At 66.6% G+C, this 24,418-nt stretch carries 24 protein-coding genes and 2 tRNA genes; 14 read left to right on the top strand and 12 right to left on the bottom strand.

Annotated features, from left to right (window positions below; genetic code table 11):
* Window positions 1-320: 320 nt before the first annotated feature.
* From ACEN9Q_RS21395 to ACEN9Q_RS21410, 4 genes are all read right to left on the bottom strand, one after another.
* Window positions 321-503 carry a hypothetical protein gene (locus ACEN9Q_RS21395; protein ID WP_056441236.1) on the bottom strand — a complete coding sequence of 61 codons (183 nt, stop codon included), beginning with the start codon at window positions 501-503 and terminating at the stop codon, window positions 321-323.
* A 72-nt stretch (window positions 504-575) separates the two neighbouring features.
* Complete coding sequence (xerD, locus tag ACEN9Q_RS21400) at window positions 576-1,481, bottom strand: site-specific tyrosine recombinase XerD (protein WP_056441239.1); 906 nt, start codon at window positions 1,479-1,481, stop codon at window positions 576-578.
* The gene (locus tag ACEN9Q_RS21405; RefSeq protein WP_056441242.1) at window positions 1,454-1,984 is read right to left on the bottom strand and encodes a methylated-DNA--[protein]-cysteine S-methyltransferase; all 531 of its coding nucleotides are present in this window, start codon (window positions 1,982-1,984) and stop codon (window positions 1,454-1,456) included. The genes xerD and ACEN9Q_RS21405 overlap by 28 nt, the downstream gene beginning before the upstream one ends.
* Window positions 1,985-2,370: 386 nt before the next feature.
* On the bottom strand, window positions 2,371-3,384 hold the full coding sequence (locus ACEN9Q_RS21410) for a TRAP transporter substrate-binding protein (RefSeq protein ID WP_495628979.1): 1,014 nt from the start codon (window positions 3,382-3,384) through the stop codon (window positions 2,371-2,373).
* A 137-nt stretch (window positions 3,385-3,521) separates the two neighbouring features.
* Here ACEN9Q_RS21410 and ACEN9Q_RS21415 point away from each other — a divergent pair, with 137 nt between their 5' ends.
* The 3 genes from ACEN9Q_RS21415 to ACEN9Q_RS21425 all read left to right on the top strand — a co-directional run bounded on the left by ACEN9Q_RS21415 (window position 3,522) and on the right by ACEN9Q_RS21425 (window position 6,659).
* On the top strand, window positions 3,522-5,534 hold the full coding sequence (locus tag ACEN9Q_RS21415) for a two-component system sensor histidine kinase NtrB (RefSeq protein WP_495625966.1): 2,013 nt from the start codon (window positions 3,522-3,524) through the stop codon (window positions 5,532-5,534).
* A gap of 37 nt (window positions 5,535-5,571) precedes the next feature.
* Window positions 5,572-6,165: a response regulator transcription factor gene (locus tag ACEN9Q_RS21420; RefSeq protein ID WP_056441251.1), complete on the top strand. Its 594-nt coding sequence runs from the start codon at window positions 5,572-5,574 to the stop codon at window positions 6,163-6,165.
* 164 nt (window positions 6,166-6,329) lie between these two features.
* Window positions 6,330-6,659, top strand: coding sequence for a DUF3052 family protein (locus ACEN9Q_RS21425; RefSeq protein WP_229412681.1), 330 nt, complete (start codon window positions 6,330-6,332; stop codon window positions 6,657-6,659).
* A gap of 3 nt (window positions 6,660-6,662) precedes the next feature.
* On the opposite strand, the gene queG is transcribed toward ACEN9Q_RS21425, so the two are convergent.
* Entirely contained in the window at window positions 6,663-7,766 is a 1,104-nt protein-coding gene (gene queG / locus ACEN9Q_RS21430) for a tRNA epoxyqueuosine(34) reductase QueG (protein ID WP_495625967.1), read from the bottom strand.
* 70 nt (window positions 7,767-7,836) lie between these two features.
* On the opposite strand from queG, the gene tsaE reads away from it, so the two are divergent.
* The 4 genes from tsaE to ACEN9Q_RS21450 all read left to right on the top strand — a co-directional run bounded on the left by tsaE (window position 7,837) and on the right by ACEN9Q_RS21450 (window position 10,887).
* Window positions 7,837-8,322, top strand: coding sequence for a tRNA (adenosine(37)-N6)-threonylcarbamoyltransferase complex ATPase subunit type 1 TsaE (tsaE, locus tag ACEN9Q_RS21435; protein WP_495625968.1), 486 nt, complete (start codon window positions 7,837-7,839; stop codon window positions 8,320-8,322).
* Window positions 8,286-9,689, top strand: coding sequence for an N-acetylmuramoyl-L-alanine amidase (locus tag ACEN9Q_RS21440; protein ID WP_056441258.1), 1,404 nt, complete (start codon window positions 8,286-8,288; stop codon window positions 9,687-9,689). Before tsaE ends, ACEN9Q_RS21440 begins: the two co-directional genes overlap by 37 nt.
* A gap of 34 nt (window positions 9,690-9,723) precedes the next feature.
* Window positions 9,724-10,542, top strand: coding sequence for a D-hexose-6-phosphate mutarotase (locus tag ACEN9Q_RS21445; RefSeq protein ID WP_495625969.1), 819 nt, complete (start codon window positions 9,724-9,726; stop codon window positions 10,540-10,542).
* Between the two features lie 105 nt (window positions 10,543-10,647).
* The gene (locus tag ACEN9Q_RS21450; RefSeq protein ID WP_495625970.1) at window positions 10,648-10,887 is read left to right on the top strand and encodes a hypothetical protein; all 240 of its coding nucleotides are present in this window, start codon (window positions 10,648-10,650) and stop codon (window positions 10,885-10,887) included.
* Window positions 10,888-10,890: 3 nt separating this feature from the next.
* On the opposite strand, the gene ACEN9Q_RS21455 is transcribed toward ACEN9Q_RS21450, so the two are convergent.
* Together ACEN9Q_RS21455 and ACEN9Q_RS21460 are read right to left on the bottom strand one after the other, a co-directional pair.
* On the bottom strand, window positions 10,891-11,952 hold the full coding sequence (locus tag ACEN9Q_RS21455) for a carbonic anhydrase (protein ID WP_495625971.1): 1,062 nt from the start codon (window positions 11,950-11,952) through the stop codon (window positions 10,891-10,893).
* A 146-nt stretch (window positions 11,953-12,098) separates the two neighbouring features.
* The gene (locus tag ACEN9Q_RS21460) at window positions 12,099-12,743 is read right to left on the bottom strand and encodes a VTT domain-containing protein (RefSeq protein ID WP_056441265.1); all 645 of its coding nucleotides are present in this window, start codon (window positions 12,741-12,743) and stop codon (window positions 12,099-12,101) included.
* A gap of 181 nt (window positions 12,744-12,924) precedes the next feature.
* Between ACEN9Q_RS21460 and ACEN9Q_RS21465 the strand changes: the two genes are divergently transcribed.
* The 6 genes from ACEN9Q_RS21465 to accD all read left to right on the top strand — a co-directional run bounded on the left by ACEN9Q_RS21465 (window position 12,925) and on the right by accD (window position 18,323).
* A complete protein-coding gene (locus ACEN9Q_RS21465) occupies window positions 12,925-13,842 on the top strand; it encodes a peptidylprolyl isomerase (protein WP_495625972.1) in 918 nt (305 codons plus the stop codon).
* Between the two features lie 141 nt (window positions 13,843-13,983).
* On the top strand, window positions 13,984-15,957 hold the full coding sequence (gene mutL, locus ACEN9Q_RS21470; protein ID WP_495625973.1) for a DNA mismatch repair endonuclease MutL: 1,974 nt from the start codon (window positions 13,984-13,986) through the stop codon (window positions 15,955-15,957).
* An 8-nt stretch (window positions 15,958-15,965) separates the two neighbouring features.
* Window positions 15,966-16,919: a tRNA (adenosine(37)-N6)-dimethylallyltransferase MiaA gene (gene miaA / locus ACEN9Q_RS21475; RefSeq protein WP_056441272.1), complete on the top strand. Its 954-nt coding sequence runs from the start codon at window positions 15,966-15,968 to the stop codon at window positions 16,917-16,919.
* Window positions 16,920-17,005: 86 nt separating this feature from the next.
* Window positions 17,006-17,082: transfer RNA gene (locus ACEN9Q_RS21480), tRNA-Met, on the top strand.
* A gap of 66 nt (window positions 17,083-17,148) precedes the next feature.
* A tRNA-Met gene (locus ACEN9Q_RS21485) sits at window positions 17,149-17,225 on the top strand.
* 219 nt (window positions 17,226-17,444) lie between these two features.
* The gene (gene accD, locus ACEN9Q_RS21490; RefSeq protein WP_056441274.1) at window positions 17,445-18,323 is read left to right on the top strand and encodes an acetyl-CoA carboxylase, carboxyltransferase subunit beta; all 879 of its coding nucleotides are present in this window, start codon (window positions 17,445-17,447) and stop codon (window positions 18,321-18,323) included.
* Between the two features lie 59 nt (window positions 18,324-18,382).
* On the opposite strand, the gene ACEN9Q_RS21495 is transcribed toward accD, so the two are convergent.
* The 5 genes from ACEN9Q_RS21495 to ACEN9Q_RS21515 are packed head-to-tail and all read right to left on the bottom strand — an operon-like array spanning window position 18,383 to window position 23,570.
* Entirely contained in the window at window positions 18,383-18,712 is a 330-nt protein-coding gene (locus ACEN9Q_RS21495) for a putative signal transducing protein (protein ID WP_229412684.1), read from the bottom strand.
* A gap of 39 nt (window positions 18,713-18,751) precedes the next feature.
* Entirely contained in the window at window positions 18,752-20,053 is a 1,302-nt protein-coding gene (locus ACEN9Q_RS21500) for a DUF445 domain-containing protein (protein ID WP_495628980.1), read from the bottom strand.
* A gap of 28 nt (window positions 20,054-20,081) precedes the next feature.
* Window positions 20,082-21,242 carry a CaiB/BaiF CoA transferase family protein gene (locus ACEN9Q_RS21505; RefSeq protein WP_495625974.1) on the bottom strand — a complete coding sequence of 387 codons (1,161 nt, stop codon included), beginning with the start codon at window positions 21,240-21,242 and terminating at the stop codon, window positions 20,082-20,084.
* Window positions 21,242-22,378, bottom strand: coding sequence for an acyl-CoA dehydrogenase family protein (locus tag ACEN9Q_RS21510; RefSeq protein WP_495625975.1), 1,137 nt, complete (start codon window positions 22,376-22,378; stop codon window positions 21,242-21,244). The genes ACEN9Q_RS21505 and ACEN9Q_RS21510 overlap by 1 nt, the downstream gene beginning before the upstream one ends.
* A 10-nt stretch (window positions 22,379-22,388) precedes the next feature.
* Window positions 22,389-23,570 carry a lipid-transfer protein gene (locus ACEN9Q_RS21515; RefSeq protein WP_495625976.1) on the bottom strand — a complete coding sequence of 394 codons (1,182 nt, stop codon included), beginning with the start codon at window positions 23,568-23,570 and terminating at the stop codon, window positions 22,389-22,391.
* Between the two features lie 117 nt (window positions 23,571-23,687).
* On the opposite strand from ACEN9Q_RS21515, the gene ACEN9Q_RS21520 reads away from it, so the two are divergent.
* Entirely contained in the window at window positions 23,688-24,323 is a 636-nt protein-coding gene (locus ACEN9Q_RS21520; RefSeq protein ID WP_056441295.1) for a TetR/AcrR family transcriptional regulator, read from the top strand.
* The last annotated feature ends 95 nt before the right edge of the window (window positions 24,324-24,418 follow it).

Below are 24,418 nucleotides of genomic sequence, written 5' to 3' on the forward strand. Positions count from 1 at the left end.
TTGCGCGTGGGCGGAGGGCCGCCCACCCTACAAAAGCCCGGTCAAGTACTATCTCGACAGCCTGGGCAAGCGCGTGGCCGCGTGGTTCAAGAAAGGGCACGAGGAAGAAGCGGTCGCGACGCCGTAGGGTGGGCACACCGTGCCCACGCGTGACGCGTGCGGTTTGTTGGCGTTACGCGTGGGCGGAGGGCCGCCCACCCCACGTCGTCGTTCCCGCGCAGGCGGGAATCCAGGTGATGTGCCCGCGCGCGAACGCATCGGTCATGCGCCGGAAATTGGATCCCCGCCTCCGCGGGGACGACGCTCAGGCGCTCGAGACCTCAAGCCGGATCGTGCTCCTGCTGCGCCGACGGCCCGGAGTCCTCATCCAGCGCCGGCGACTCCTCCCCGCCGTCGCCCTTGTGCTGCTTGGATTCCTGCTTCTTGCGCGCTTTTTCGTCCGCCTTGCGCTTCTTTTCCAACTCCCGTTGCCGCTTTTCGTACTGGAAATTCGTCTTGGCCATGCTCACCTCGTGCTATCGGTATAAGGAACGTACGGCCCATTATGGACCAGTCATCCCACATAGTCTTGAGAATTAACCACGCGGGTGGTGCTGTGCGTGCAGGCCCTTCAGGCGCTCGCGCGCGACGTGGGTGTAGATTTGAGTCGTGGAAATGTCCGAATGGCCGAGAAGCAACTGCACCACGCGGAGGTCGGCACCGTGGTTCAGCAGGTGCGTGGCGAAGGCGTGGCGCAGGGTGTGCGGCGACAGCGGCGCCGTGATGCCGGCCCTGGCCGCGTGCTTCTTGATGACGACCCAGAACATCTGGCGCGTCATCGGGCCGCCGCGGTGCGTCACGAACAGGGCGTCGTCGACCTGGCCGTCGAGGATGATGCCGCGCGCCTCCTTCAGGTAACGTTCCAGCCAGTAGCGCGCCTGTTCGCCGAAGGGCACGAGGCGCGTCTTGCTGCCCTTGCCCGTGATGCGCAGCACGCCATCGTTCAGGCTCAGCTCGACCAGCTTCAAGGCGACCAGTTCCGACACGCGCAGGCCGCTGGCATACATCAGTTCGAGCATCGTGCGCTCGCGCAGGCCGAGCGGGGTCGCCACGTCCGGCGCGCCCAGGAGCGCGTCGACCTGGGCCTCCGTCAGCGTGTGCACGAAGCGCTGCGGCTGCTTCGCCGACGGCATGTTCAGGCACGGATCGGCGTCAATGCGGCGCTCCCGCAACGCCAGCTGATAAAAGCGTTTCAGCACGGAGAGCCGGCGGTTGGCCGAACTGGGCTTCGTGTCTTCATGGCGCTCGGCGAAATACGCGGCGATATCCTGCCCTTCGACGGCGTACAGGTCGCGCCGCTCGGGCCGCTTGACGTCGAGCCAGCGCGCGAACAGGCGCAGGTCGCGCCGGTAGGCGTCGAGGGAATTCTTCGCCAGGCCGTGCTCGAGCCAGAGCGTGTCGCAGAACGCGTCGATCAGGGAAAGATTGACTGCTGCTGCCATGGCATCTCGAGCGCCAGCGCGCCTTCGTGGCGCAGCAGCCAGCGCTTGATCCCGAGCTGGAATCCGTGTTCGTCGTCGCTGCTGGAAAAACCGCCCAGGCCGCCGGATGCCGTCACCCGGTGGCACGGAATCACGAGGGGAAACCAGTTGGCGCCGCACGCCTGGCCGACGGCGCGGGGCGCGGACTCGAGCAGCTTGGCGATCTGGCCGTACGTGCGCACGTTGCCGCGCGGGATCGCGCAAATCGTGTCCCAGACGCGGCGCTGGAAGGCGCTGCCGGCCTCCTTGAGGGGCAGGTCGAAATGGAAATCGGGATCGTCGAAATAGCGCGCCACCTGGATGGCGGCCTGCTCGGCGACGGCATCCTGCGCCGATTTTTCCTGGTAATGCGGCGGCAGGTAGACCAGTTCGCGCAGCCGGCCGTCCTCGGTGCGGATGCCCATCGCTCCAAACGGCGCCGCGATGATGGCGCTGAAGATCTCGCTGCCTTGTTGTATGTTCATCGATGCAGTGTAAGACCCGGCAGGCGCGATCGCAAGTCCCGCGCCGGGCAAAAAAAAACGCACCCGTGGGTGCGTTTTCAATTTGGTCACGTTTTCGGCTGCCTGGTCAATGCCGGCTGCATCATATAAAACGTGTGTCTCCTCCTAACTGTTTTCCGGTAATTTGTGTTACCGCTTTCTTTTCCCTCTCCCAAATCGTATTCGGTCGCTTTTTCGCACCACGTTGGTGCCAAAAGGTGCACCATCATAACGCTACCGCATAAGAAAAGTGTAGTTTTTTATATACATTCACGAAATTTATTTCGGTCATAAGCCCACAAGACATGTCATAAAACAGGCTACGGCGATGTCTCATTGATTCCAGACAACTAACGTTGGCATGGGGCTCACCACGCCTTGGCCGTCATCGGCGTGGCGGTCCGGGACGTCGTCTGATTGATCGCATCGATGAGATCCTTGCCGATCCGCCCTTCCACCTGTTTCTGCACGGGCAGCAGGGCCTGGCGCCACTCGGCCTGTTCCTGCGGCGTCAGCGTATAGACTTTCGTCTTGCCCGTCTTGCGGATCGCCTCCAGCGCCGCGTCGTTGTCGCGCTGGGCGATGGTCTTCTCGAAGGCGGTGGCTTCGCGCATCGCCTGCTCCAGCTCCTCGCGGATGTCGCGCGGCAGGCCGTCCCAGAACTTCTTGTTGACGATGACGGCGTAGCCGAGATAGCCGTGATTCGACACCGTCACGTACTTCTGCACCTCGTTCATCCTTTGCGTGAGCATGTTCGACGGCGGGTTCTCGGTGCCGTCCACGACGTGCGCCCGCAACGCGGGATAGACTTCGGAAAATGCCAGCACCTGGGGAATCGCGCCGAGCGCGCGCATCTGCACGTCGAGCACCTTGGAACCCTGGATGCGCATCCGGAGGCCGTGGAAATCCGCCGGGGTGTGCAGGGGACGGTTGGCCGACATCACCTTGAAACCGTTGTCCCAGTAGGCCAGGCCCGTGATGCCCTTGGATTCCAGTTTCTGCAGCAGGTTCCTGCCGATCGGGCCTTCCGTCACGGCATACAGCGCCGCCTTGGTCGGGAAGATATACGGCAGGTCGAAGGCTTCGAACTCCTTCACGCCGAGCGGCCCGAACTTGGCCAGCGACGGCGCCAGCATCTGCACGGCGCCCAGTTGCAGGGCTTCCAGCTCTTCCTTGTCCTTGTACAGCTGGCTGTTGGGATAGACTTCGACCCGGACCCGGCCGTGCGTCAGCTGTTCCGCCAGCACGCGAAAGCGTTCCGCCGCCTGGCCCTTGGGCGCGTCCGGCGCCACGACGTGACTGAATTTGATGACGATGGGCGCCTGGGCCCGGACGCCGCCGGCGGCGCCGGGTCCCATCAGGACGGCGAGCGCGGCCAGCATGGCTTTGATGCGCATAAATTTCCTCTTCCCGCGGTGTATATTCGATACCGACTGCCAGTGTGCCTCGTACGGCACGGCGCCGCTATCGTGGAAAACCACGACTGTACGGGGGCTGGCAAAAGATGAAACGTTATCACATGAAAACTTCTTTTACCTTGCCCCGGCCGGTTCCGGAAGGCCCGTGGCGCTGGCTGGTGCCGGTGCTGCTCGTGCTGCTGTTCCTGCTCGTCCTGCTGTGGCTGCCCTGGCAGGCACGCCAGATGGAGAGCAACGAGCGCCAGGAACAGCTGATCGCCGACACGCTGTGGGTCGAGCAGACCCTGCGCTTCGAACTGGCCCGCAGCGAGGAAGCGCTGGCCGCGCTGGGCGCCGACCTGGCCATCGAGACGCCGCCGCCGGCCGCCCTGCAGGCGCGCCTGGCGCAGATGTTCAAGAACGGCCACGAACTCCAGCGCCTCGTCTGGTACGACGCGCACGGCGACGTCAAGGCCAGCCGCGGGCTGGAGCCGCCGCAGCAGGGCCTCACGCAATCGTCGCGCGACGCCGCCACGATGGCGCGCAGCACCCGCATCGGCCGCTACAGCGATCCGTACGGCGCGCAGGGCCTCGTGCACGGCCTGATCGACTTCCACCTGCCGCTGTACCACGCGGGCAAATACATGGGCAGCCTCGTCGCCACGTACAACCTGCAGACGCTGCTGGACGAGAACGTGCCGTGGTGGTTCGCCCAGGACAACGCCCTGTCGCTGCTCGACCGCGACGACCACGTCGTGGCGCAGCGCGCCGCCGGCGGCCCGGGACGCGGCGTCTACACGCACAAGCGCGCGCTGGACCTGCCAGGCGCGCAGATCGTGCTCGCCACCGACAGCGTCAAGGGCGCGCCCAAGCTGCTGCCGAACCTGCTGGTGGGTTCCGTCGTCGTGCTGGCGCTGGGCCTCGTGATCTCGCTCGTCGCGCTGTGGCGCCACATCGCGCGCACGATCGCGGCGGAGAACGCGCTGCGCCAGCAGATGGCCTTCCGCACGGCGATGGAGGATTCGCTGCTCACGGGCCTGCGCGCGCGCGACCTCGAAGGCCGCGTCACGTACGTCAACCCCGCGTTCTGCCGCATCGTCGGCCTGCCGCCCGAAGACCTGCTGGGCAAGATGCCGCCGATGCCCTACTGGGCGCCGGAAGCGATGTCCGAGTACGAAACCCGCTTTCGCAAGGTGCTGTCCGGCCAGGTCACGCCGCAGTTCGAGACCGTGTTCCAGCGCTCGGACGGCGTGCGCGTGCCCGTGCTCGTGTTCGAGGCGCCCCTCGTCGACGCCAACGGCCGGCACACCGGCTGGATGAGTTCCATCCTCGACATCACGGACCGCAAGCGCGCCGAGGAACTCAACCGCCAGCAGCAGGAAAAGCTGGAAACGAGCGCGCGCCTGGCCACGATGGGCGAGATCTCGTCGATGCTGGCGCATGAACTGAACCAGCCGCTGGCCGCCATTTCCAGCTACACGGCGGGCGCGCTCAACGTGCTCACGCGCGCCGGCGACGCCGACGGCAACGGCGCGCCGCTCGACGTCGGCACGCTCAAGCGCGCGCTGGAACAGGCGAACACGCAGGCGCGCCGGGCCGGCCAGATCATCCGCAGCGTGCACGAATTCGTCAAGAAGCGCGAGCCGCGCCGCGAGACCGTCGCCATCCAGCACGTCGTCGACGGCATCCGCGCCCTCGTCGAACTGCAGGCGCGCCAGAGCTACGTCAGCCTGCAGGTCGACGTCCCGCCCGAACTGCCGCCGGTGCTGGCCGACCGCGTGCTGATCGAGCAGGTGCTGCTGAACCTGACGCGCAATGCGATCGAGGCGATGCAGGCCATCGACCCGGAACGGCGCGTGCTGCGCATTGCGGCCTACCGTGCGGCGCAATCCGGTTCGCAGGGACAAGTGGCGGTGTCCGTGATCGACAACGGCCACGGCATCGCGCCGGAAGTGGCCGGGCGCCTGTTCTCGCCGTTCTTTTCGACGAAGGCGGAAGGCATGGGCATGGGCCTGTCGATCTGCCGCACTGCCATCGAATTCCACGGCGGCACGCTCTCCCACGCGGCCAATCCGGGCGGCGGCACCGTCTTTACCTTCATGCTGCAGCAGGCGCAGGAAGCGGCCGTCACCTGAGCGGTGATTTACAATACGCCGAAAAAAGGAGACCTGTATGCTGCACATCGTCGACGACGAAGACGTCATCCGCGACGCCCTCGAATGGCTGGCGCAATCGCGCGGGCTGCCCGCGCGCGGCTACGCGGGCGGGCAGGCTTTCCTCGACGCCGTGGGCGACCGGTTCGCGGCCGATGCCGTCCACGGGGACTGCGTGCTGCTCGACGTGCGCATGCCGGGCATGAACGGCGTCGCCGTGTTCGACCAGCTGGTGGCGCGCGGCCTGCTGGCGCGCCTGCCCGTGATCTTCCTGACCGGCCACGGCGACGTGCCGATGGCCGTCGATTCCCTCAAGCGCGGCGCCTTCGATTTCTTCGAAAAACCGTTCAACGACAACCAGCTGATGGACCGCGTGGAGGAAGCACTGGCCGCGTCGCGCAAGGCCGCGTCGAGCGACGCCATCCGCGCGCGCCTGGCCACGCTGTCGGCGCGCGAACGCGAGGTGCTCGACCTCATCCTGGCCGGCAACATGAACAAGGTCGTCGCCGACAAGCTCGGCATCAGCATGCGCACGGTCGAGGTCCACCGCGCGCACATCTTCGACAAGATGCAGGTCAAGACTGCGGTGGAGCTGGCCGGGTTGTTGAAGTAACACCCGCGCACGGCTGCCCGCGCGTCCTGTGCTGCGCGGGGTTCGCTTGTAAAATCAACCTGAACATGGAGTGGTCGAACTCACCACGTCGAAAAATTCTTTAGGGAACGCAGATGAGCGAGAAGACGATAGCCGACAAAATGTTCTTGAGGACAGCGAAATCGATGCTGATCCTGAACGGGAACGTCCACCCCGGCATGGTGTCGCAGATGCCGCCCGACCTGATCAGGAACGATCAGGACAAGGTGGACGTCGTGTTGCTGTTCGCGATGAACCGCAAGGAACTCGAACAATTCTTCCCCATCGCCAAGGAGCGCCTCGGCGACAAGGGCTCGCTGTGGGTCGCCTACCTCAAGCAGACCGCCTCCAAGGCCACCGACATCAACCGCGATTCGATCAATGCCTATGCCAAGGAAAACGGCATCACGGGCGTCGCCATGATCTCGATCGACGGCGACTGGTCGTGCCTGCGCATGAAGCGCATCGAACCGTAAGATTCAGGCCGCCGCGCCGTGGCGCGCCAGCGCCCACGCGACATGCTCGCGCACGAGCGCCGACGGATGGTCCGCGCGGGCGCGCAGCGCGGCGACGATCCCGGCATCCCCTGACCGCGCATTGCCGAGGCCCACGGCCAGGTTGCGCAGCCAGCGCTCGTGCCCGATGCGGCGGATCGGGCTGCCCTCCAGGCGACGGTTGAATTCGTCTTCGCTCCACCCGAACAACTCGACCAGTCCCGCCGCGCCCAGGCCATTGCGTTCATCGAAATCCGGCACGGTCGAGCGCTGGGCGAACTTGTTCCACGGGCAGGCCAGCTGGCAATCGTCGCAGCCGTAGATGCGGTTGCCGATCATGGCACGCAACTCCTCGGGGATGGCACCCTTCAGTTCGATCGTCAGATACGAAATGCAGCGCCGCGCGTCCAGCCGGCCCGGACCGAGGATGGCGCCCGTCGGGCACACGTCGATGCAGGCACTGCACTGGCCGCAGTGGGCGCCGGTCGCCTCGTCGACGGGCAGCGGCAGGTCGACGAGGATCTCGCCGATGAAGAATGTCGAACCCGCCTCGCGGCTCAGCAGCAGCGTGTGCTTGCCGCGCCAGCCGAGGCCGGCCTTCTGCGCCAGCGGCAGTTCCATCACGGGCGCGGAGTCCGTGAACACGCGGTAGCCGTAGTCGCCGACGGCGCCCCGGATGCGGTCCGCGAGCTGCTGCAACCGGTTGCGCAACACCTTGTGGTAATCGCGGCCGCGCGCATAGATCGACACGACGGCCGCCTGCGGATCGTCCTGGCGCAGGCGTTCGCGCGCGCGCCAGTCGGCCTTCGTCTCCATCGGCAGGTAGTCCATGCGCGCGCTGATCACGCGCACCGTGCCGGGCACCAGCTCGGCCGGCCGGGCGCGCTTCATGGCGTGGCTTGCCATATAATCCATGTCGCCGTGATGGCCGGCGTCCAGCCAGGCCTGCAGGCCCGCCTCCTGGTCGGCGAGGTCGATGTCGGCGATGCGCACGTCGGCAAAGCCGAGTTCCGCGCCCCACGCCTTGATGGCCTGGGCGAGTGCGGGAAGATCGGGCTGGACGGGGGGCTGGGCGGACATGGCGGGCATACAAACTCATATTCTATTCGATGCGGCAGCACGTGAAGCAATAACTGATGCACAACCAATGCAACAACCGATGCAACAAATAAGCGCTTATCTTCCCGACGAAGCGGCCACGCAGGCACTGGGCGCGGCCCTCGCGCGCGCGCTGCGCCCGGGCCTCGTCATCTATCTCCACGGCGACCTCGGCGCCGGCAAGACGGCGCTCACGCGCGCGCTGCTGCACGCGGCCGGGCACAAGGGCGCCGTCAAGAGTCCGACCTACACGCTGTCGGAACCGTACCGCATCGAACTGGATGGTCAAACGATCAACCTGATCCACTACGACCTGTACCGCATGTCCAGCCCGGAGGAATTCCTCGACGCGGGCTTCCGCGAAGATTTCGACGGCAACAACATTTGCATCGTCGAATGGCCGGAAAAAGGCGAGCCGGTGTTGCCGCCACCCGACGTTAAAGTGTTGCTTAAGGTCAGCGGTCTTGGCCGTGAGGTAGAATTGAAGGCGTTGTCCGACTTGGGCCTGCTATGCCTCGAACGCCTGCACTACCCCCCGACTCCCTGATCCCAGGTTCCCTGACGCGACGTACGATCCTGAAGGCCGGCGGCACGCTGCTGCTGTCCGTCATCGCGCCGCTGTCCGCATCCGCCGCCCAGATCATGGCCGTGCGCGTCTGGCCGGCCGACGACTACACCCGCGTCACGCTGGAAAACGACGGCGAGCTCAAGACGACGCACTTCATGGTGCCGGACCCGCCGCGGCTCGTCGTCGACATCGACGGCCTCGCGCTGAACGATACGCTGAAAAGCCTCGTCGCCAAGATCGAGTCGAACGACCCGTACATCAAGCAGGTGCGCGTGGGCCAGAACCGGCCGAACGTCGTGCGCCTCGTGTTCGACCTCAAGGAAGAGGTCAAGCCGCAGGTGTTCAACCTGGAGCCCGTCGCCGGCTACCATCACCGCCTGATCTTCGACCTGTATCCCGTGAAGCCCGTCGATCCCCTCGCGAGCATGATCGCCAAGGAAAACTGGACCACGGAAGCGCCCCCCGCCACGCCGACCCCGGCCGTGCAGCCGGGCGAGCCGACGGTCGGCCAGGCCGGCCCGGATGCCATCGCCAAGCTGGAAGCCGATGCGGCCCGCGCCGGATCGACGCCCGCGCAGCCGCAGCCGACGACGCCGCAGCCGGCGCCCGCGAAGGCGGCGCCGGGCCAGAAAGTCGTGCGCATGGTGACCATCGCCCTCGACCCCGGCCACGGCGGCGAGGACCCGGGCGCGACCGGCACCACGGGCGTGCACGAGAAGGACATCGTACTGTCGGTGGCGAAACGCCTGAAGGCCAAGCTGGAAGAATTGCCGAACACGCGCGTGATGCTGACGCGCGACGCCGACTTCTTCGTGCCGCTCGGCCAGCGCGTGGAAAAAGCGCGCAAGGTGCAGGCCGACCTGTTCGTGTCGATCCACGCGGATGCCTTCGTGGAGCGGACCGCGCGCGGCTCGTCCGTATTCGTGCTGTCGGAAAAAGGCGCCAGCTCGAGCGCGGCGCGCTGGCTGGCGGCCGACCAGAACAAGGCCGACATGATCGGCGGCGTCAATCTCGGCAGCCACGACCGCGAACTGGCGAGCGTGCTGATCGACCTGTCGCAGACGGCCCAGATCAACGACAGCATGAAGCTCGGCAAGGCCGTGCTGACGGAGATCGGCGGCATCAACCGCCTGCACCGCGGCGTCGTCGAACAGGCCGGCTTTGCCGTGCTGAAGGCGCCGGACATTCCCTCGATCCTCGTCGAGACCGCGTTCATCTCCAACCCGGACGAAGAAGCGCGGCTGAAGGACGACGGCTACCAGAATCAGCTGGCCGACGCGATCACGAAAGGCATCAAGCGCTACTTCGCGTACAATCCGCCGCTGGCGAAGAGCCGCATGACTTGACGGGCGCCCACGGGCGTCCCCTAAGGAGATTCTCGTGAGCGCAACGAACATTCAATTCGGGCAATTGCCCGCTCTGCAACTTCGCGCGCCGGACGGTGCCGAGGCCACCATCACGTTGTACGGCGCCCACCTCGTGTCGTGGAAGGCCGTCACCACGGCCGGCGCGCCGGGCCAGGAACGCCTGTTCGTCAGCAGCCTGTCGGCGCTGGACGGCCAGAAGGCGATCCGCGGCGGCGTCCCCGTCATCTTTCCGCAGTTCGCCGAACGCGGCACCGGCATGCGCCACGGCTTCGCGCGCGTCGCGACCTGGCGCGTCGTCGAGCAGGGCGAGCAGGACGGCACCGCGTTCGCGGTCCTGGCGCTGAACCAGGCGGACCTGCCGCAGCCGATGGCCGCGGCCTGGCCGTACGCCTTCGAACTGCTGCTGCGCGTGGCCGTGCACGGCGCCCAGCTCGACCTGTCGCTCGACGTGCGCAACACCGGCACGCAAGCCTTCCCGTTCGCCGCCGCGCTGCACACCTATCACCTCGTCGACGACGTGGACGCCGTGCGCATCGACGGCGTACAGACCGACACGCTCGCGCTCACCGACAAGCTCGATCAGGTATTCGAACGCATCCCCGGCGCGATCACGTTCGACTCGGGCGCCGACAAGGTGACGCTGGAACAGACGGGTTTCACGGATGCCGTCGTGTGGAACCCGGGCGCGGCCGACGCGGCGGCGCTGTCCGACATGGAAGACGAGGAATACCGCCGCTTCGTCTGCATCGAACCGGCCCTGCTGGGGCCGCAACAACTGGAGCCGGGCGGGGTCTGGCACGGGACGTACCGGGCGACGGTACAGGCGGGATAAAGATCGACGCCGGCGCTTGCCGGCGTTTCATTTTGTAGCAAAAAAGAACGGCAAACCTCGCCGGGCGACCTAGACTACAGACAGGAAAGCTCACGAGGTGACGCGATGACTACCCACAAATCCGGCTGGATGAAACGCCTGGCGGTGGTACTGGCGGCAGGCGGCGCCTTGTCGGGCTGCGCCGTCTATGCGCCGCCTTACGCGGGCTACGACGCGCCCTACTCGCCTTATTACGGCTATGGCCCGGCCTATGTCGGGCCGCCCGTCTCGCTCGACTTCAGCTACCACGACTACGGTTATCGCGGCGGGCATGGACGCGGACGGGGCCACCGCGGCTGGCGTTGAACCTCAGTTCGATTCCTTGATCATGCGGCCCGCGGTCGACTGCACCGGCCGCGCATTCAGCGGATACAGGCGCGAGAACAGCGCCATCTGCGCCGGCGACGCCTGCATCGGCTGCTTGAACACCATCCACAGCACGCCTTCCGTGCACGGCGGTTCCGTCAGCGACCCCATGTAGGTGAAGTAGTCGCGGCGTTCCGGCAGCGCGTCGGTCGGATCGATCACGATCGACGGCGACACGACTTCCTGCTTTTCCAGCGGCAAGTTATCCCAGATCGTTTGCATCAGGCGGTGCGGCTGGCCGCGCTCCAGCAGCACGGCGATGATCGCGATCTTGCCTTCGGCGCTCCGGTGCACGAGGTGGATCACCATTTCCGTGCCCTTGCCATTGATCTTTTCCTCGGACGGACGGTGGAAGTGGAATTCCTGCAACTCGTAGACCGTGTTGCCGATCGTGATGAAATTGCCGCCGCCCACCATCACCTGGATCGTGTGGCCGTTGTTGACTTCGCTGAACGACGACGGGTGATAGTCGAAGCTGATCTGCTCCAGGTTGACCTTGATGCCGTCGCGCAAGTCGATGGGCGACTGGCGCTTGCCGGTGCCGCATTTGGCCCAGTCGACATTGATCTTCGACCAGTTGGCCGGGCCCGACTCGCCTTCATACGACCACACGGTGCCGTGCTTGGGTGCGGCCGCGACAGCAGCGGCGGCAAGCGCGGCCTGCTCTTCCTGCCTGCGCTTCGCGTCGGCAAGTTTTTTCGCGTGCGCGGCGGCCGCGGCGCGGGCCTGCTGGCGCTCGCGCAGGGCGGCCAGGCGCTGGGCGATCTTGGCCGACAGTTCGACCTCGGCATCTTCCTCGCTGGGCGCCGGGGCGCTGGCGGCCGGTTCGGCTTTCTTGACCACCGGCTCGGCCTTCTTCGCCACCGTGGGCGGCGGCACCATGGCCGATGCCGGTTTGGAAACGGAAGCCGCCAGCTTGGCTGCCGCGGCGGCTGCGGGATCGTTCGCGGCGCTTGCGCTCAGGACGACGCAGCTGCAAGCGAACAAGGCGATCAGGTTACGCATGGGAATCCAGTAGTGTTGCTCTCCCCTGCCTTATCGGCGCCACCAACAGTAAACTTGAGCCTCGGGAACAATTCCGTGCGTCAAGATACCCGTAAACGCACGGCGCGCCGTCCAGCGGCGCGCCATATGTGTTGCAGAAGATGCGTTTAACGGCTCATCATGCGCCGGCCCACCTTGTACAGGCCGCCCAGCGCCAGCGGCACGACCGCCGCGCCGACGCCGACCAGCACGATGACCGTCAGGTGATCGCGGATCACGGGGATATTGCCGAAGAAGTAACCGCCGGTCACCAGGCTGGCGACCCACAGCACGGCGCCGGTGACGTTGTACATCTGGAAGCGGGCATGGGTCATGTCGGAGACACCCGCCACGAACGGCGCGAACGTCCGCACGACGGGCACGAAGCGGGCGAGGATGATGGTCTTGCCGCCGTGGTGTTCGAAGAAATCGTGGGTGCGCCGCAGGGCATCCTTGTTCAGCCAGCGGTAGTCGTGCGTGAAGACGCGATGGCCGAGCGCGCCGCCAATGTAATAGTTGAGGGTATTGCCCGTCACCGCGGCCAGCACCAGCAGGGTCATCAGCAACGGATAGCTCATCTGGCCGCTGGCGCAGGCGGCGCCGGCGATGAACAGCAGGGTATCGCCCGGGAAGAAGAACAGAACCACGAGGCCGGTTTCGCAAAATACGATGGCGAACAGCACGGCGTACACATACACCCCGTATTGCGCCAGCAGCGTGTCCAGGGTTCTGTCGACATGGAGGATCATGTCGACGAATTGCATCAGATCCATAATTTTCCTAAATGGTAGCGCCGAATCATACCATCAGTCCGGCGCCGGAAATGGCTCCCGGCTCATCCTGACCGCGAATTTTCTTCGTCGGCAAATGGTTTCATTTCCGTCATTTTCCATATTACAATCGTCATCACACCCCCAACGACCAGGCACGCCACAAGCGGGCCAAGGAGACGACTTGAAGGCTTATCCAATCCTCCGGCGCGCGATCCTCGCCGCCGCCTGCGCCCTGCTCGCGGCAAGTGCCGCCGCCGCGAAAGAACTTCCGCCCAAGCCCAGCGTCGCCGATATCGTCAAGGCGTCGAAACCGTCCGACTGGCGCGCACTCGATCCGGACAACACGCTGTACATGGAACTGCCGTTCGGCCGCGTCGTCATCGAACTGGCGCCGGCCTTCGCGCCGAACCACGTCAAGAACATCAAGGCCCTCGTGCGGGCGCATTATTTCGACGGCCTGGCCATCGTCCGGGTGCAGGACAACTGGGTCGTGCAATGGGGCGACCCGAACGAGGACAACGACAAGGCCCGCGCCGTCACGGGCGCGCAGAAGACGTTGAAGGCCGAGTTCACCGTGCCCATCAAGAACGACACGCATTTCACGCGCCTGCCGGACGCCGACGGCTACGCGCCCCAGGTCGGCCACTCGAACGGCTTTCCCGTCGGCCGCGATCCGAAGACGGGCGAGACCTGGCTGGCGCACTGCTACGGCATGGTCGGCGTCGGCCGCGACAACGATGCCGACAGCGGCGGCGGCACGTCGCTGTACGCCGTGATCGGCCCGGCCCGCCACCTCGACCGCAACATCACGGTGGTCGGCCGCGTGATCTCCGGCATGCCGCAACTCGCGGCCCTGCCGCGCGGCCCGGCACCGATGGGTTTCTATGACAAGCAGGAAATGAACGTGCCGATCAGCGCCGTCAAGGTGGCGGCCGACGTCCCGCCAGACCAGCGCAGCCGCTTCGAAGTGATGCGCACCGACAGCGCCACGTACCAGGCCGTCCTCGACGCCCAGCGCAACCGCGGCGGCCCATGGACCAAGGTCGCGGCCGGCCACCTCGACCTGTGCGCGGCACCGATCCCGGTACGGGAACAATAACACCGGGGTCAGAGCCCTTGTTTTGGCAAAAACCTTCGAGCCACTTTTGTCAAGAAATTGCCTCAAACCGGGCTCTGACCCCGGTTTGGCAAAAATCAAACACCGGCGTTCCCGCGGCCGGTCGCGAGCTATAATCACCGGATGAACGCCCCGGCCCCTACCCACCGCCCCATCCAGCAGCTTCCCGACCAGCTCATCTCGCAGATCGCCGCCGGCGAAGTCGTCGAGCGGCCGTCGGCCGTGGTGAAGGAATTGCTGGAAAACGCGCTCGACGCCGGCGCCACGCAGATCACGGTCCGGCTCGAGGAAGGCGGCGTCAAGCGCATCGCCATCACCGACAACGGCCGCGGCATCCCGCCCGAGGAATTGCCGCTCGCGCTGGCGCGCCACGCGACGTCGAAGATCGCGTCGCTGACCGACCTCGAGAACGTGAACACGCTCGGCTTCCGCGGCGAGGCGCTGGCGTCGATCGCGTCCGTCGCGGCCGTGTGCATCACGTCGCGCACGCCGGGCGCGCCGCACGCGTGGGAGATCGTCGGCTCGCACCAGGGCACGGTGGCGCCGTCGTCCGGGCAGTTCGGCACGACGATCGACGTGCAGGACCTGTATTTCAATACGCCCGCGCGGCGCAAGTTCCTGAAATCCGAGCAGACGGAATACGGCCACTGCGCCGAGGTCGTACGCCGCATCGCGCTGGCGCGGCCGGACGTGTCGTTCAGCCTGACGCACAACGGCCGCACGATCGACCACTGGAACACGAGCGAGGCCGCCAAGCGCAGCGCGCAGATCCTCGGCGGCGACTTCGCCGAAGCGCGCCTGCACCTGGATGAAAGCGCCGGCCCGCTGCGCCTGCACGGCTACGTCGGCCTGCCGACGGCATCGAAGGCGCGCGCCGACAGCCAGTATTTCTATGTCAACGGCCGCTTCGTGCGCGACAAGCTGCTCGTCCACGCGGTGAAGGCCGCGTACGAGGACGTGCTGCACGGCGACCGCTTCCCGTCGTACGTGCTGGCGCTCGAACTCGATCCGGCGATGGTCGACGTGAACGTGCACCCGTCGAAGGTCGAGGTGCGCTTCCGCGACAGCCGTGCCGTGCACCAGTTCGTATTCCACGCCGTGCAGCGCGCGCTGGCCCAGACGTCGGCGACGGCGCACGGCAATGCGCCCGCGCCCGTGAGCGCGGCCGAGATCACGCCGTCGTCCACGTCGCTGGGCGACGGGGCGGCCTGGCGCCGCCCGCACGAGCAGACGTCGTTCGGATCGCAGCTGGCGTCGCCCGCGTGGGCGTCCGGCGGGTCGTCGTCATCTGGCACCGGCGGCGGCGGCGGATCGCGCGCCTCGTCGACGTTCTCGCCGTCCCCGTTCGCGCCCGGCAGCCGCTGGGACGCGCCGGCGGGCGCCGGCATCCCGCAGCGCACCGACAGCTATGGCGCGCTGTTCACCGGCGCAGCGAAGACCACGCCGCCGGGCGTGGAGGAAGCGCCGCTGCCGGAACCGGGCAAGCCCGCCTCCGACGACGACTTCCCGCTCGGCTTCGCACTGGCCCAGCTGCACGGCATCTACGTGCTGGCGCAAAACCGCAAGGGCCTCGTCCTCGTCGACATGCACGCCGCGCACGAACGCATCCTGTACGAGCAACTGAAGAACGCGCTCGACGCCCAGGCCGGCGGCGAGCAGATGCAGGTGCAGCAGATGCTGATCCCCGTGACCTTCTTCGCCGACGCCATCGAAGTGGGCACCGCGCAGGAAGAACAGGAGACGCTCAAGGCCCTCGGCTTCGACATCGCGGCCGTGTCGCCGACGACGCTCGCCGTGCGCGCCGTGCCCACGCTGCTGAAGAACGCCGACGCCCAGACGCTCGCGCGCGACGTGCTGCGCGACGTGCGCGAATTCGGCGGCTCGCGCGTGCTGATCGAGCGCCGCAACGAACTGCTCGGCACCCTCGCCTGCCACACGGCCGTGCGCGCGAACCGCATCCTCACGCAGCCCGAAATGAACGCCCTGCTGCGCCAGATGGAAGCGACGGAACGCGCCGACCAGTGCAACCACGGGCGCCCGACCTGGGTGCAGCTGGAAATCGCCGCCCTCGACAAGCTGTTCCTGCGCGGCCAGTAAAGAAACGAATGACTTCGCATCGAAAACCGCTGGCCGTGGCCATCATGGGCCCGACCGCGTCCGGCAAGACGGCGGCCGCACTCGCCATCGCACGTGAACTTCCCGTCGAGATCATCTCGGTCGATTCCGCCCTCGTCTACCGCGGCATGGACATCGGCACGGCCAAGCCTTCGCCTGCGGAACTGGCGAGCGCGCCGCACCACCTCATCGACATCATCGACCCGCTCGACGCCTATTCCGTCGCCCAGTTCCGCGACGACGCGATCCGCCTCGTGGCCGAGATCCAGGCGCGCGGCCGGCTGCCGCTGCTCGTCGGCGGCACGATGATGTACTTCAAGGGCCTGAACGACGGTCTGGACGACCTGCCCACGGCCGATGCCGCCGTACGCGCCCGCATCGACGCCGAAGCGGCGCGCATCGGCTGGCCCGGCATGCATGCGAAGCTGCGCGACGTCGACCCCGTCACGGCCGACCGGCTGGCGCCGAACGACGCCCAGCGCATCAACCGCGCGCTGGAGATCCATGCGCTGTCGGGCAAGCCGATGTCCGCGCTGCTCGCGCGGCGCGAAAAAACCGAGCTGCCGTTCGAGCTGGTGCCGTTCGCGCTGGAGCCGTCCGACCGCGCCGTGCTCCACGCGCGCATCGCGCTGCGCTTCGACCAGATGCTGGGCAAGCGCGACGACACGGGCATCGTGGCCGAGGTCGCGGGCCTGCGCGCGCGCGGCGACCTGCATCCGAACCTGCCGTCGATGCGCTGCGTCGGCTACCGCCAGGCGTGGGAATACCTCGACGGCAGCATCGACCGCGCACAGCTGCGCGAAACGGGCATCGTCGCCACGCGCCAGCTGGCCAAGCGCCAGCTGACCTGGCTGCGTTCGATGCCGGAGCGGATCGTGATCGATTGCCTGGGCACGGATCCGGCGCGCAAGATGCTCGATCATCTTGCCACGTTGCGGGCTTGAGACGATTCGAACGGGTCTGGACAGGGTGATCCGGAGCGGGTAGCCTTGACACTTCCGGGGCCGATCGGCATAATGCACCCCGTTCCGGTGATATAGCTCAGTTGGTTAGAGCATAGCATTCATAATGCTAGGGTCGGTGGTTCAAGTCCACCTATCACCACCACAGGATTCAAGCGAGATGGCTTGGCGTTCAAGGCTGAGCCATTTTGTTTTCACAGTGTTACAAGCTGGTGATATAGCTCAGTTGGTTAGAGCATAGCATTCATAATGCTAGGGTCGGTGGTTCAAGTCCACCTATCACCACCACAGAATGGTCCGCGCAACGGCCCGGCTCGCATCGAGCCGGGCCGTTTGCGTTTTACACCCTGCCCGGCCATGACCTCCGTGCCTGCCAGAACGGGCGGTGGTGGTCGTTTTTGGTGTTAGAATACCCGCGAGAATAAGTCGCGAGGCGCTCGAAACAGTTGATCATAATGCAATACTCGCGTTATGAGTTGGCATTACAACGTTCAATGAGGATTCTGAATGAGTTGGTTGGAAAGACTTCTTCCTCCGCGCATCCAACGCTCGGATAAGGACGCCCGCCGGTCGATACCGGAAGGCTTATGGATCAAATGCCCGTCTTGCGAAGCGGTGCTGTATCGAAACGATCTGGAAGCCAACCTTCACGTCTGCCCGAAATGCAGCTACCACATGCGCATCCGGGCACGCGAGCGACTTGACGCGCTGCTCGACGCCGAAGGGCGCTATGAAATCGGCCAGGAAGTGTTGCCGGTGGACAGTCTCAAGTTCAAGGACAGCAAAAAATATCCGGACCGCCTGAAGGATGCGATGGAAGCCACCGGCGAGACCGATGCGCTGGTCGTGCTGGGCGGTGCCATCATGAGCATGCCCGTCGTCGTATCGTGTTTCGAATTCGAGTTCATGGGCGGCTCGATGGGTTCGGTCGTCGGCGAACGCTTCGTGCGCGGCGCGCAAGCGGCGCTGGAGCAGAAAGTGCCGTTCATCTGCATCACCGCCACCGGCGGCGCGCGCATGCAGGAAGGCCTGCTGTCGCTGCTGCAGATGACCAAGACCACCGCCATGCTGACCAAGCTGGCGGAAAAGAAACTGCCTTTCATCTCGGTACTGACCAACCCGACGACCGGCGGCGTATCGGCATCCTTCTGCTTCATGGGCGATGTCGTGATTGCCGAGCCGAAAGCGCTGATCGCATTCGCCGGCGCCCGGGTCATCAAGAATACGGTTGGCGAAACACTGCCGGAAGGCTATCAGCGTGCCGAGTTCCTGAAGGAACGCGGCGTGGTGGACATGATTGTCGACCGTCGCAACATGCGGCAAGAAATTGCCCAAGTGCTGGCGCTGCTGATGGATCTGCCGATCGACGCGCTGGCGCCGGCCTGATCCTCATAGTCGGCACGCCGAACGGCCACCGCCTCGCAAGAGCCGGTGGCTTTTTCTTTTCACGGCGCCGCGCCGACGTCCGCATCTTCCCCCAGCGCGAACTCGCCGCGCGCGAACGCCTCCAGCACAGCCTGGGCCTGCTGCAGATGGTCTTGCGGGACGAGGATGCGCACGCCGCCGAGGGCCGGCGCCAGCAGCAGGTCGGTCTGCACGAGGTGGGCGTCGGCCAGCACGGCCGGGATGCCGGAGGCGACGAGGCAGCCCTGCACGAGGTTCGCTTCCAGCGGGATCAGGTAGCGCGCGACCTCGACCAGGTCGCGGCCCGGCAGGCGCGCCAGTTCGGGGACGCCTGCCAGCGTGGCGTTCATGGTATCGCTCGGTGCCTGCATGACGATCCTCCGATGTGAGAGTACGGCCGTGCCGTCATCTTACCCCAGCCGGTCCGCGTGAGCGAGCCAGCCCGGCAGCGCGGACAGCAGGTACAGCACGACGCCGATCGAGCCGCCCACGATGGTGCCGTTGATGCGGATGTATTGCAGGTCCTTGCCGATGTTGATCTCGACCTGATGCGACATCTCGCCGCTGTCCCAGTGCTTCACCGTGTCGGCGATGTGGCGCGTCAGGAAGCCCGCGAATTCGGGCGCCGCGCCGCGCGCGGCCAGTTCCAGGTTCTCGTTCAGCGCGGTGCGCAGCACGTCGTCCTCGGCCAGCGTCCGCCCGATCCAGGCGCCGGTGGCGACGATGCGGCTGCGCAGCACGGAGTCGGCCTGGTGCAGGTCGGCCTTGATCCAGCCTTTCAGGTCGCCCCACAGCGAACCGATGTAGCCGTTCACGGAGGCGTCGCCGATCAGGTGGCGCTTGATGTCCTCGCCCTTCTCGATGAAGGCCGGATCGCTTTTCAGGCGCTCGATGAAGTCGTGCGTGAACATGTCGAAGCGCCGGCGCAGCGGATGATCCGGGTCTTCGCTCACGCGCCTGAGGATGCCGGCCGCGAGCCGCACGGCGATGTCCGCCCCCTTGCGGCCGATGAGTTCCGACGGCAGCATCTTTTCCATGAACGCGTATTCGTCGCGCAGCCAGTCGACGATGCCCTGCGCGACGAAGGCCTGCGTCTCCTCGTTCGCCAGCAGGTGCGCGAGCTGGTCGATCCCCTCGTCGAGGATCGCCTGGTGGCGGCCGTCGCGCGTCAGGCTTTCCAGGATCGTGCCCGCCGTCTGCGACAGGTCGACGCTCTTGACCATGCCGTGCACCGCGCGCCGCACGAAGTTCTGCACGGCCGCGTCCTCCACGACGTCGAGCGCGAAGCCGGCGATGCGCACGAGGGTGTCGCCCAGGCGCGCCGTGTTCTCCGGCTTCGTGAGCCAGTCCGCGACTCTCTGCGCCGGGTCGTGGCGCTGGATCAGGCGCACGATGGAATCCGTGTCGAGGAATTTTTCGCGCACGAACGCGGCGAGGTTGTCCGCGATGCGTTCCTTGTTGGCGGGGATGATCTCCGTGTGGCGCGACACGAACGGGATCGGAATGCGCCTGAACAGCGCCACGACGGCGAACCAGTCGGCCAGCGCGCCGACCATCGCGGCTTCGGCAAACGCCTTCAGCAGGCCGATCCACACATTGCCCGGCCAGCGGGCGGTCAAGCCCAGCGACAGGACGAACAGCAAGGCGGCACCGACGAAAAAGCCCAGCGCCAGTCGCTTGGACTGGCGCAGCTCGCGCTCCTTGTGCGGCATGGTCTCCATGCCGCCATCGTAGCCCAGCCTAGACGATATTGTCGCGCCGCAGCGCGGCGATGGCGTCCGGCGCCCAGCCCCAGTCGGCCAGGATGGCCGCCCCGTCCGGCGCGGCGACCGGCCCGGCCTGCCCCGGCGTGCGCGAGAAACGCGGTGCCGGCGCCGGCTGGATCACGCCGTCGACATCGACGAAGGTCTGGCGCGCCGCGTTGTGCGGGTGGCGCGGCGCCTCGTCCATGTCGAGCACGGGCGCGAAGCAGGCGTCCGTCCCCTCCAGCAGCGCGCACCAGTCGTCGCGCGTGCGCGTGGCGAACAGCGCCGCGAATCTGTCTTTCAGCGCCGGCCAGTCGTCCTGGCGCCACTGGCGCGCGAAAGCGGGATCGTCGGCGCCCGCCAGCGCCAGCAGCCGCGCGTAGAACTGCGGCTCGATGGCGCCCACGGCGATGAACCTGCCGTCCGCGCACGCATACGTGGCGTAGAACGGCGCGCCGCCGTCCAGCAGGTTCGCGCCGCGCGCGGCCGACCACGAACCGTGCGCGCGCAGCCCGTACATCATGGCGCCCAGCAGCGCGGCGCCGTCCGTCATCGCCGCGTCGACGACCTGGCCGCGGCCGGACGTGCGCGCTTCCAGCATGGCGCAGACGACGCCGAACGCCAGCATCATGCCGCCGCCGCCGAAGTCGCCGACGAGGTTCAGCGGCGGCGACGGCGGACGGTCCGCATCGCCCATCGCCTGCAGCATGCCGGACAGCGCCACGTAGTTCAGGTCGTGCCCGGCCGCCTGCGCGAGCGGGCCGTGCTGGCCCCAGCCGGTGACGCGGCCGTACACGAGCTTCGGGTTACGGTCGTGGCACACGTCCGGCCCCAGGCCCAATCTCTCCATCACGCCGGGGCGGAAGCCTTCGACGAGCGCATCGGCCTTTGCCACGAGGTCGAGCAGCAGCTGGCGCGCGCGCGGATGCTTCAGGTCCAGCGCCAGCGAACGGCGGCCGCGCGCCATCACGTCGTGTTTCGTGCCCAGCATCGGGTACGGATTCGGCGCGGCCGAGGCGGGGTTCACATCGGGCTTTCGGTCGATGCGGATCACGTCCGCGCCCATATCGGCCAGCATCATCGCGGCGAACGGACACGGGCCGATGCCGACCATCTCGACGACGCGCAGTCCGGAAAGGGGTCCCTGGTTCGTCATCACAGCGAGCGGGCGATGATTTCTTTCATGATCTCGTTCGCCCCGCCGTAGATGCGCTGCACGCGCGCGTCCAGGTACATCTGCGTGATGGGGTACTCGAGCATGTAGCCGTAGCCGCCGAACAGCTGCAGGCAGCGGTCGACGATCTTGCATTGCAGGTCCGTGATCCAGTACTTGGCCATCGACGCTTGCACAGTGTCCATGCGGCCGGCGACGAGGTCCTCGATGCAGCGGTCGATGAAGACGCGCGCCACCGTCGCCTCGGTCTTGCACTGGGCCAGCACGAAACGCGTGTTCTGCATGTCGATGAGGGCCTGGCCGAAGGCGCGGCGCTCGCGTGCGTGCGTGACCGTGAGCGCCAGCGCGCGCTCGATGCAGGCGACGCCCGCCACGCCGACGATCGTGCGCTCGTACGGCAGCTCCGTCATCAGCTGGGCAAAGCCGCGGCCATCCTCGCCGCCCAGAACGTTCTGCAGCGGGACGAAGGCGTCGTCGAAGAACAGCTCGCAGGTGTCTTGCCCCTTCTGCCCCATCTTGTCGAGGATGCGGCCGACGCGAAAGCCCGGATTGTCGGCCGTCTCGAGCAGCATCAGCGAGACGCCTTTCGCGCCAGCGGCCGGATCGGTCCTGGCGACGACGACGATCAGGTCGGCCAGGTAGCCGTTCGAGATGAAGGTCTTGGAACCGTTCAGGCGGTAGCCCAGGTCCGTGCGGACGGCCGTCGTGCGGATGCCCTTGAGGTCGGAGCCCGCCCCCGGCTCGGACATCGCGATGGCCGCGACGATCTCGCCGCTCGCGAGGCGCGGCAGGTATTTGTACTTCTGTTCTTCCGTACCGTGATTGAGCAGGTAATGCGCGACGATCGCGTGCACGTGCAGGCCGAACGCGGTGTCGCCGGCCAGCGCCAGCTCCTCGAACACGACGGCCTGGTGGGCGAACGTGCCGCCCGAGCCGCCGAAATCGTCGGGGACGTCGGCCAGCAGCAGACCGAGTTCGCCGGCCTTTTTCCACAGCGCGCGGTCGACGTGCTGCTGCTCGCGCCAGCGCTGCTGGTGCGGCGTGACCTCCGCCGCCACGAAGCGGCGCACGGCATCGCGGAAGGTTTCCAGTTCGGGCGTCATCCAGGGTGATGTCATGGCCGTCTCCTCACACCTGATACAGCGTGACGACGCAGGCGCCGCCCAGCCCCAGGTTGTGCTGCAGCGCCGTGCGCGCGCCCTCGACCTGGCGCGCGCCGGCGCTGCCGCGCAGCTGGTGCGTCAGTTCGAAGCATTGGGCCAGGCCCGTCGCGCCGAGCGGATGGCCCTTCGACAGCAGCCCGCCGGACGGATTCGTGACGACCTTGCCGCCGTACGTGTTGTCGCCGTCGCGGATGAATTTGTCGGCCCCGCCTTCCGGGCACAGGCCCAGCGCCTCGTACGTGATCAATTCATTGTGCGCGAAGCAGTCGTGCAGCTCGACGACGTCCAGGTCGTCCGGCCCGATGCCGGCCTGTTCGTAGACTTTATGGGCCGCGTCCCGGCTCATGTCGTAGCCGACGAGGCGCATCATGTCGTTCGAATCGAAGGTGCCAGGACGGTCCGTCGTCATCGCCTGCGCGGCGATGTGGACGTCGGCGCGCAGGCCTCGCTTCCTGGCGAAGTCCTCGGACACCAGCACGGCCGCGGCGGCGCCGCACGTGGGCGGGCAGGCCATCAGCCGGGTCATCACGCCGGGCCAGATCGCGGGCGCGTCGAGCACGTCCTGGCTGCTCACCTCCTTGCGGAACAGCGCCAGCGGATTGTTGGCGGCATGGCGGCTGGCCTTGGCGCGGATGCGTGCGAACGCCTCGAGCGGCGTGCCGTATTTTTCCATGTGCGCGAGGCCGGCGCCGCCGAAGTAGCGCAGCGCCAGCGGGATCTCCGGCTTGCCGACGAGGCGGTCGGTGACGGCGTCGAAGTCGTCGAACGGCGCGGGACGATCGGTGAACACGGACGCCAGCGCGCCTGGACTCATTTGCTCGAAGCCCAGCACGAGCACGCAGTCGGCCGCGCCGCCCTGCACCGCCTGGCGTGCAAGATAGAGCGCCGTGGAGCCCGTGGAGCAGTTGTTGTTGACGTTGACGATGGGGATGCCGGTCATGCCGACGCCGTACAGCGCCTTCTGGCCGCACGTGGAATCGCCGTAGACGTAGCCGGCATAGGCCTGCTCGACGTCCGCCCAGGCGATGCCCGCGTCTTCCAGCGCGGCGCGCGCGGCCTGGGCGCCCATCTCGTGGTACGGGGCGCTCGCCCCCGGCTTGGCGAACGGGATCATCCCGACGCCAGTGACATGGACTTTGCGGCTCATCGTCGTCTCCTCGAGCTGTGCTCTGTGATGGTATGCAGACTAGGTCGGATGACCTGCCCGGAAGATTATAGGTCAGCCGTACAGGTTTTGAAAGCATGCCGTGCGATAATCCCGGCCATGAACCAGACGCTCGACCAGACCCTGCGCAACAAATCCTCCGTCACGACCGAGAAAGGTTGGGAACGCGTGCACGCGATCCTGCAGGCCGCGCGCCGGCTGCTGGCCGCGGACGGCTATGCCGGGCTGTCGATGCGGCGGGTGGCGGGCGAGGCGGGCATGACCCTGTCGAACGTCCAGCACTATTACGGTAGCAAGGAAGTGCTGCTGGAGGCCGTCCTGCTGTCCACGATGGACGAGTTCCAGGCCAAGATGGACCGCATCTCGGCCGAGATGGGCGACCGCCCGCGCCTCGACCGGTTCCTGTCGACCACGGACATGTTCCTGGAAGAGATCACGGACCCGGTCACGCACGCGCTGTTCTTCGAGATCTGGGCGCTGGCGTCGCGCAACGCGTTCGCCTCCAACCTGATGGACCGCATGCTGGGGCGCGAGCGCAAGACCGTCTACAACCTGATCCGCGGGCTGAATCCGGCCATCCCGGACGAGGAATACATGCAGCGCGCGATCCTGATGGTGGCGCAGATCGAAGGGCTGATGCTGTTCCGCCTGGACCGCGAATCGCGCCGCGAGCAGTTCCTGGCCGTGCGGGCGGCGGTGCGCAAGGCACTGTTGAATCTGGCGACCGTGCCGTAATCGTCTCGTCGCTTATACTGGACCGGCTTACGTAGGGTGGACGGCCCTCCGCCCACGCGGACGCTTGCGTAATGCCGACGTCCGCGTGGGCACGG

Source organism: Massilia sp. Masssp93, assembly GCF_059491295.1.

Bases quoted from the DNA above. Each gene is read 5' to 3' on its own strand.
- ACEN9Q_RS21395 (WP_056441236.1), bottom strand. From the start codon at position 503: ATGGCCAAGACGAATTTCCAGTACGAAAAGCGGCAACGGGAGTTGGAA.
- xerD (WP_056441239.1), bottom strand. From the start codon at position 1,481: ATGGCAGCAGCAGTCAATCTTTCCCTGATCGACGCGTTCTGCGACACG.
- ACEN9Q_RS21405 (WP_056441242.1), bottom strand. From the start codon at position 1,984: ATGAACATACAACAAGGCAGCGAGATCTTCAGCGCCATCATCGCGGCG.
- ACEN9Q_RS21410 (WP_495628979.1), bottom strand. From the start codon at position 3,384: ATGCTGGCCGCGCTCGCCGTCCTGATGGGACCCGGCGCCGCCGGCGGC.
- ACEN9Q_RS21415 (WP_495625966.1), top strand. From the start codon at position 3,522: ATGAAAACTTCTTTTACCTTGCCCCGGCCGGTTCCGGAAGGCCCGTGG.
- ACEN9Q_RS21420 (WP_056441251.1), top strand. From the start codon at position 5,572: ATGCTGCACATCGTCGACGACGAAGACGTCATCCGCGACGCCCTCGAA.
- ACEN9Q_RS21425 (WP_229412681.1), top strand. From the start codon at position 6,330: ATGCTGATCCTGAACGGGAACGTCCACCCCGGCATGGTGTCGCAGATG.
- queG (WP_495625967.1), bottom strand. From the start codon at position 7,766: ATGCCCGCCATGTCCGCCCAGCCCCCCGTCCAGCCCGATCTTCCCGCA.
- tsaE (WP_495625968.1), top strand. From the start codon at position 7,837: ATGCAACAAATAAGCGCTTATCTTCCCGACGAAGCGGCCACGCAGGCA.
- ACEN9Q_RS21440 (WP_056441258.1), top strand. From the start codon at position 8,286: ATGCCTCGAACGCCTGCACTACCCCCCGACTCCCTGATCCCAGGTTCC.
- ACEN9Q_RS21450 (WP_495625970.1), top strand. From the start codon at position 10,648: ATGACTACCCACAAATCCGGCTGGATGAAACGCCTGGCGGTGGTACTG.
- ACEN9Q_RS21455 (WP_495625971.1), bottom strand. From the start codon at position 11,952: ATGCGTAACCTGATCGCCTTGTTCGCTTGCAGCTGCGTCGTCCTGAGC.
- ACEN9Q_RS21460 (WP_056441265.1), bottom strand. From the start codon at position 12,743: ATGGATCTGATGCAATTCGTCGACATGATCCTCCATGTCGACAGAACC.
- mutL (WP_495625973.1), top strand. From the start codon at position 13,984: ATGAACGCCCCGGCCCCTACCCACCGCCCCATCCAGCAGCTTCCCGAC.
- miaA (WP_056441272.1), top strand. From the start codon at position 15,966: ATGACTTCGCATCGAAAACCGCTGGCCGTGGCCATCATGGGCCCGACC.
- accD (WP_056441274.1), top strand. From the start codon at position 17,445: ATGAGTTGGTTGGAAAGACTTCTTCCTCCGCGCATCCAACGCTCGGAT.
- ACEN9Q_RS21495 (WP_229412684.1), bottom strand. From the start codon at position 18,712: ATGCAGGCACCGAGCGATACCATGAACGCCACGCTGGCAGGCGTCCCC.
- ACEN9Q_RS21500 (WP_495628980.1), bottom strand. From the start codon at position 20,053: ATGCCGCACAAGGAGCGCGAGCTGCGCCAGTCCAAGCGACTGGCGCTG.
- ACEN9Q_RS21505 (WP_495625974.1), bottom strand. From the start codon at position 21,242: ATGACGAACCAGGGACCCCTTTCCGGACTGCGCGTCGTCGAGATGGTC.
- ACEN9Q_RS21510 (WP_495625975.1), bottom strand. From the start codon at position 22,378: ATGACATCACCCTGGATGACGCCCGAACTGGAAACCTTCCGCGATGCC.
- ACEN9Q_RS21515 (WP_495625976.1), bottom strand. From the start codon at position 23,570: ATGAGCCGCAAAGTCCATGTCACTGGCGTCGGGATGATCCCGTTCGCC.
- ACEN9Q_RS21520 (WP_056441295.1), top strand. From the start codon at position 23,688: ATGAACCAGACGCTCGACCAGACCCTGCGCAACAAATCCTCCGTCACG.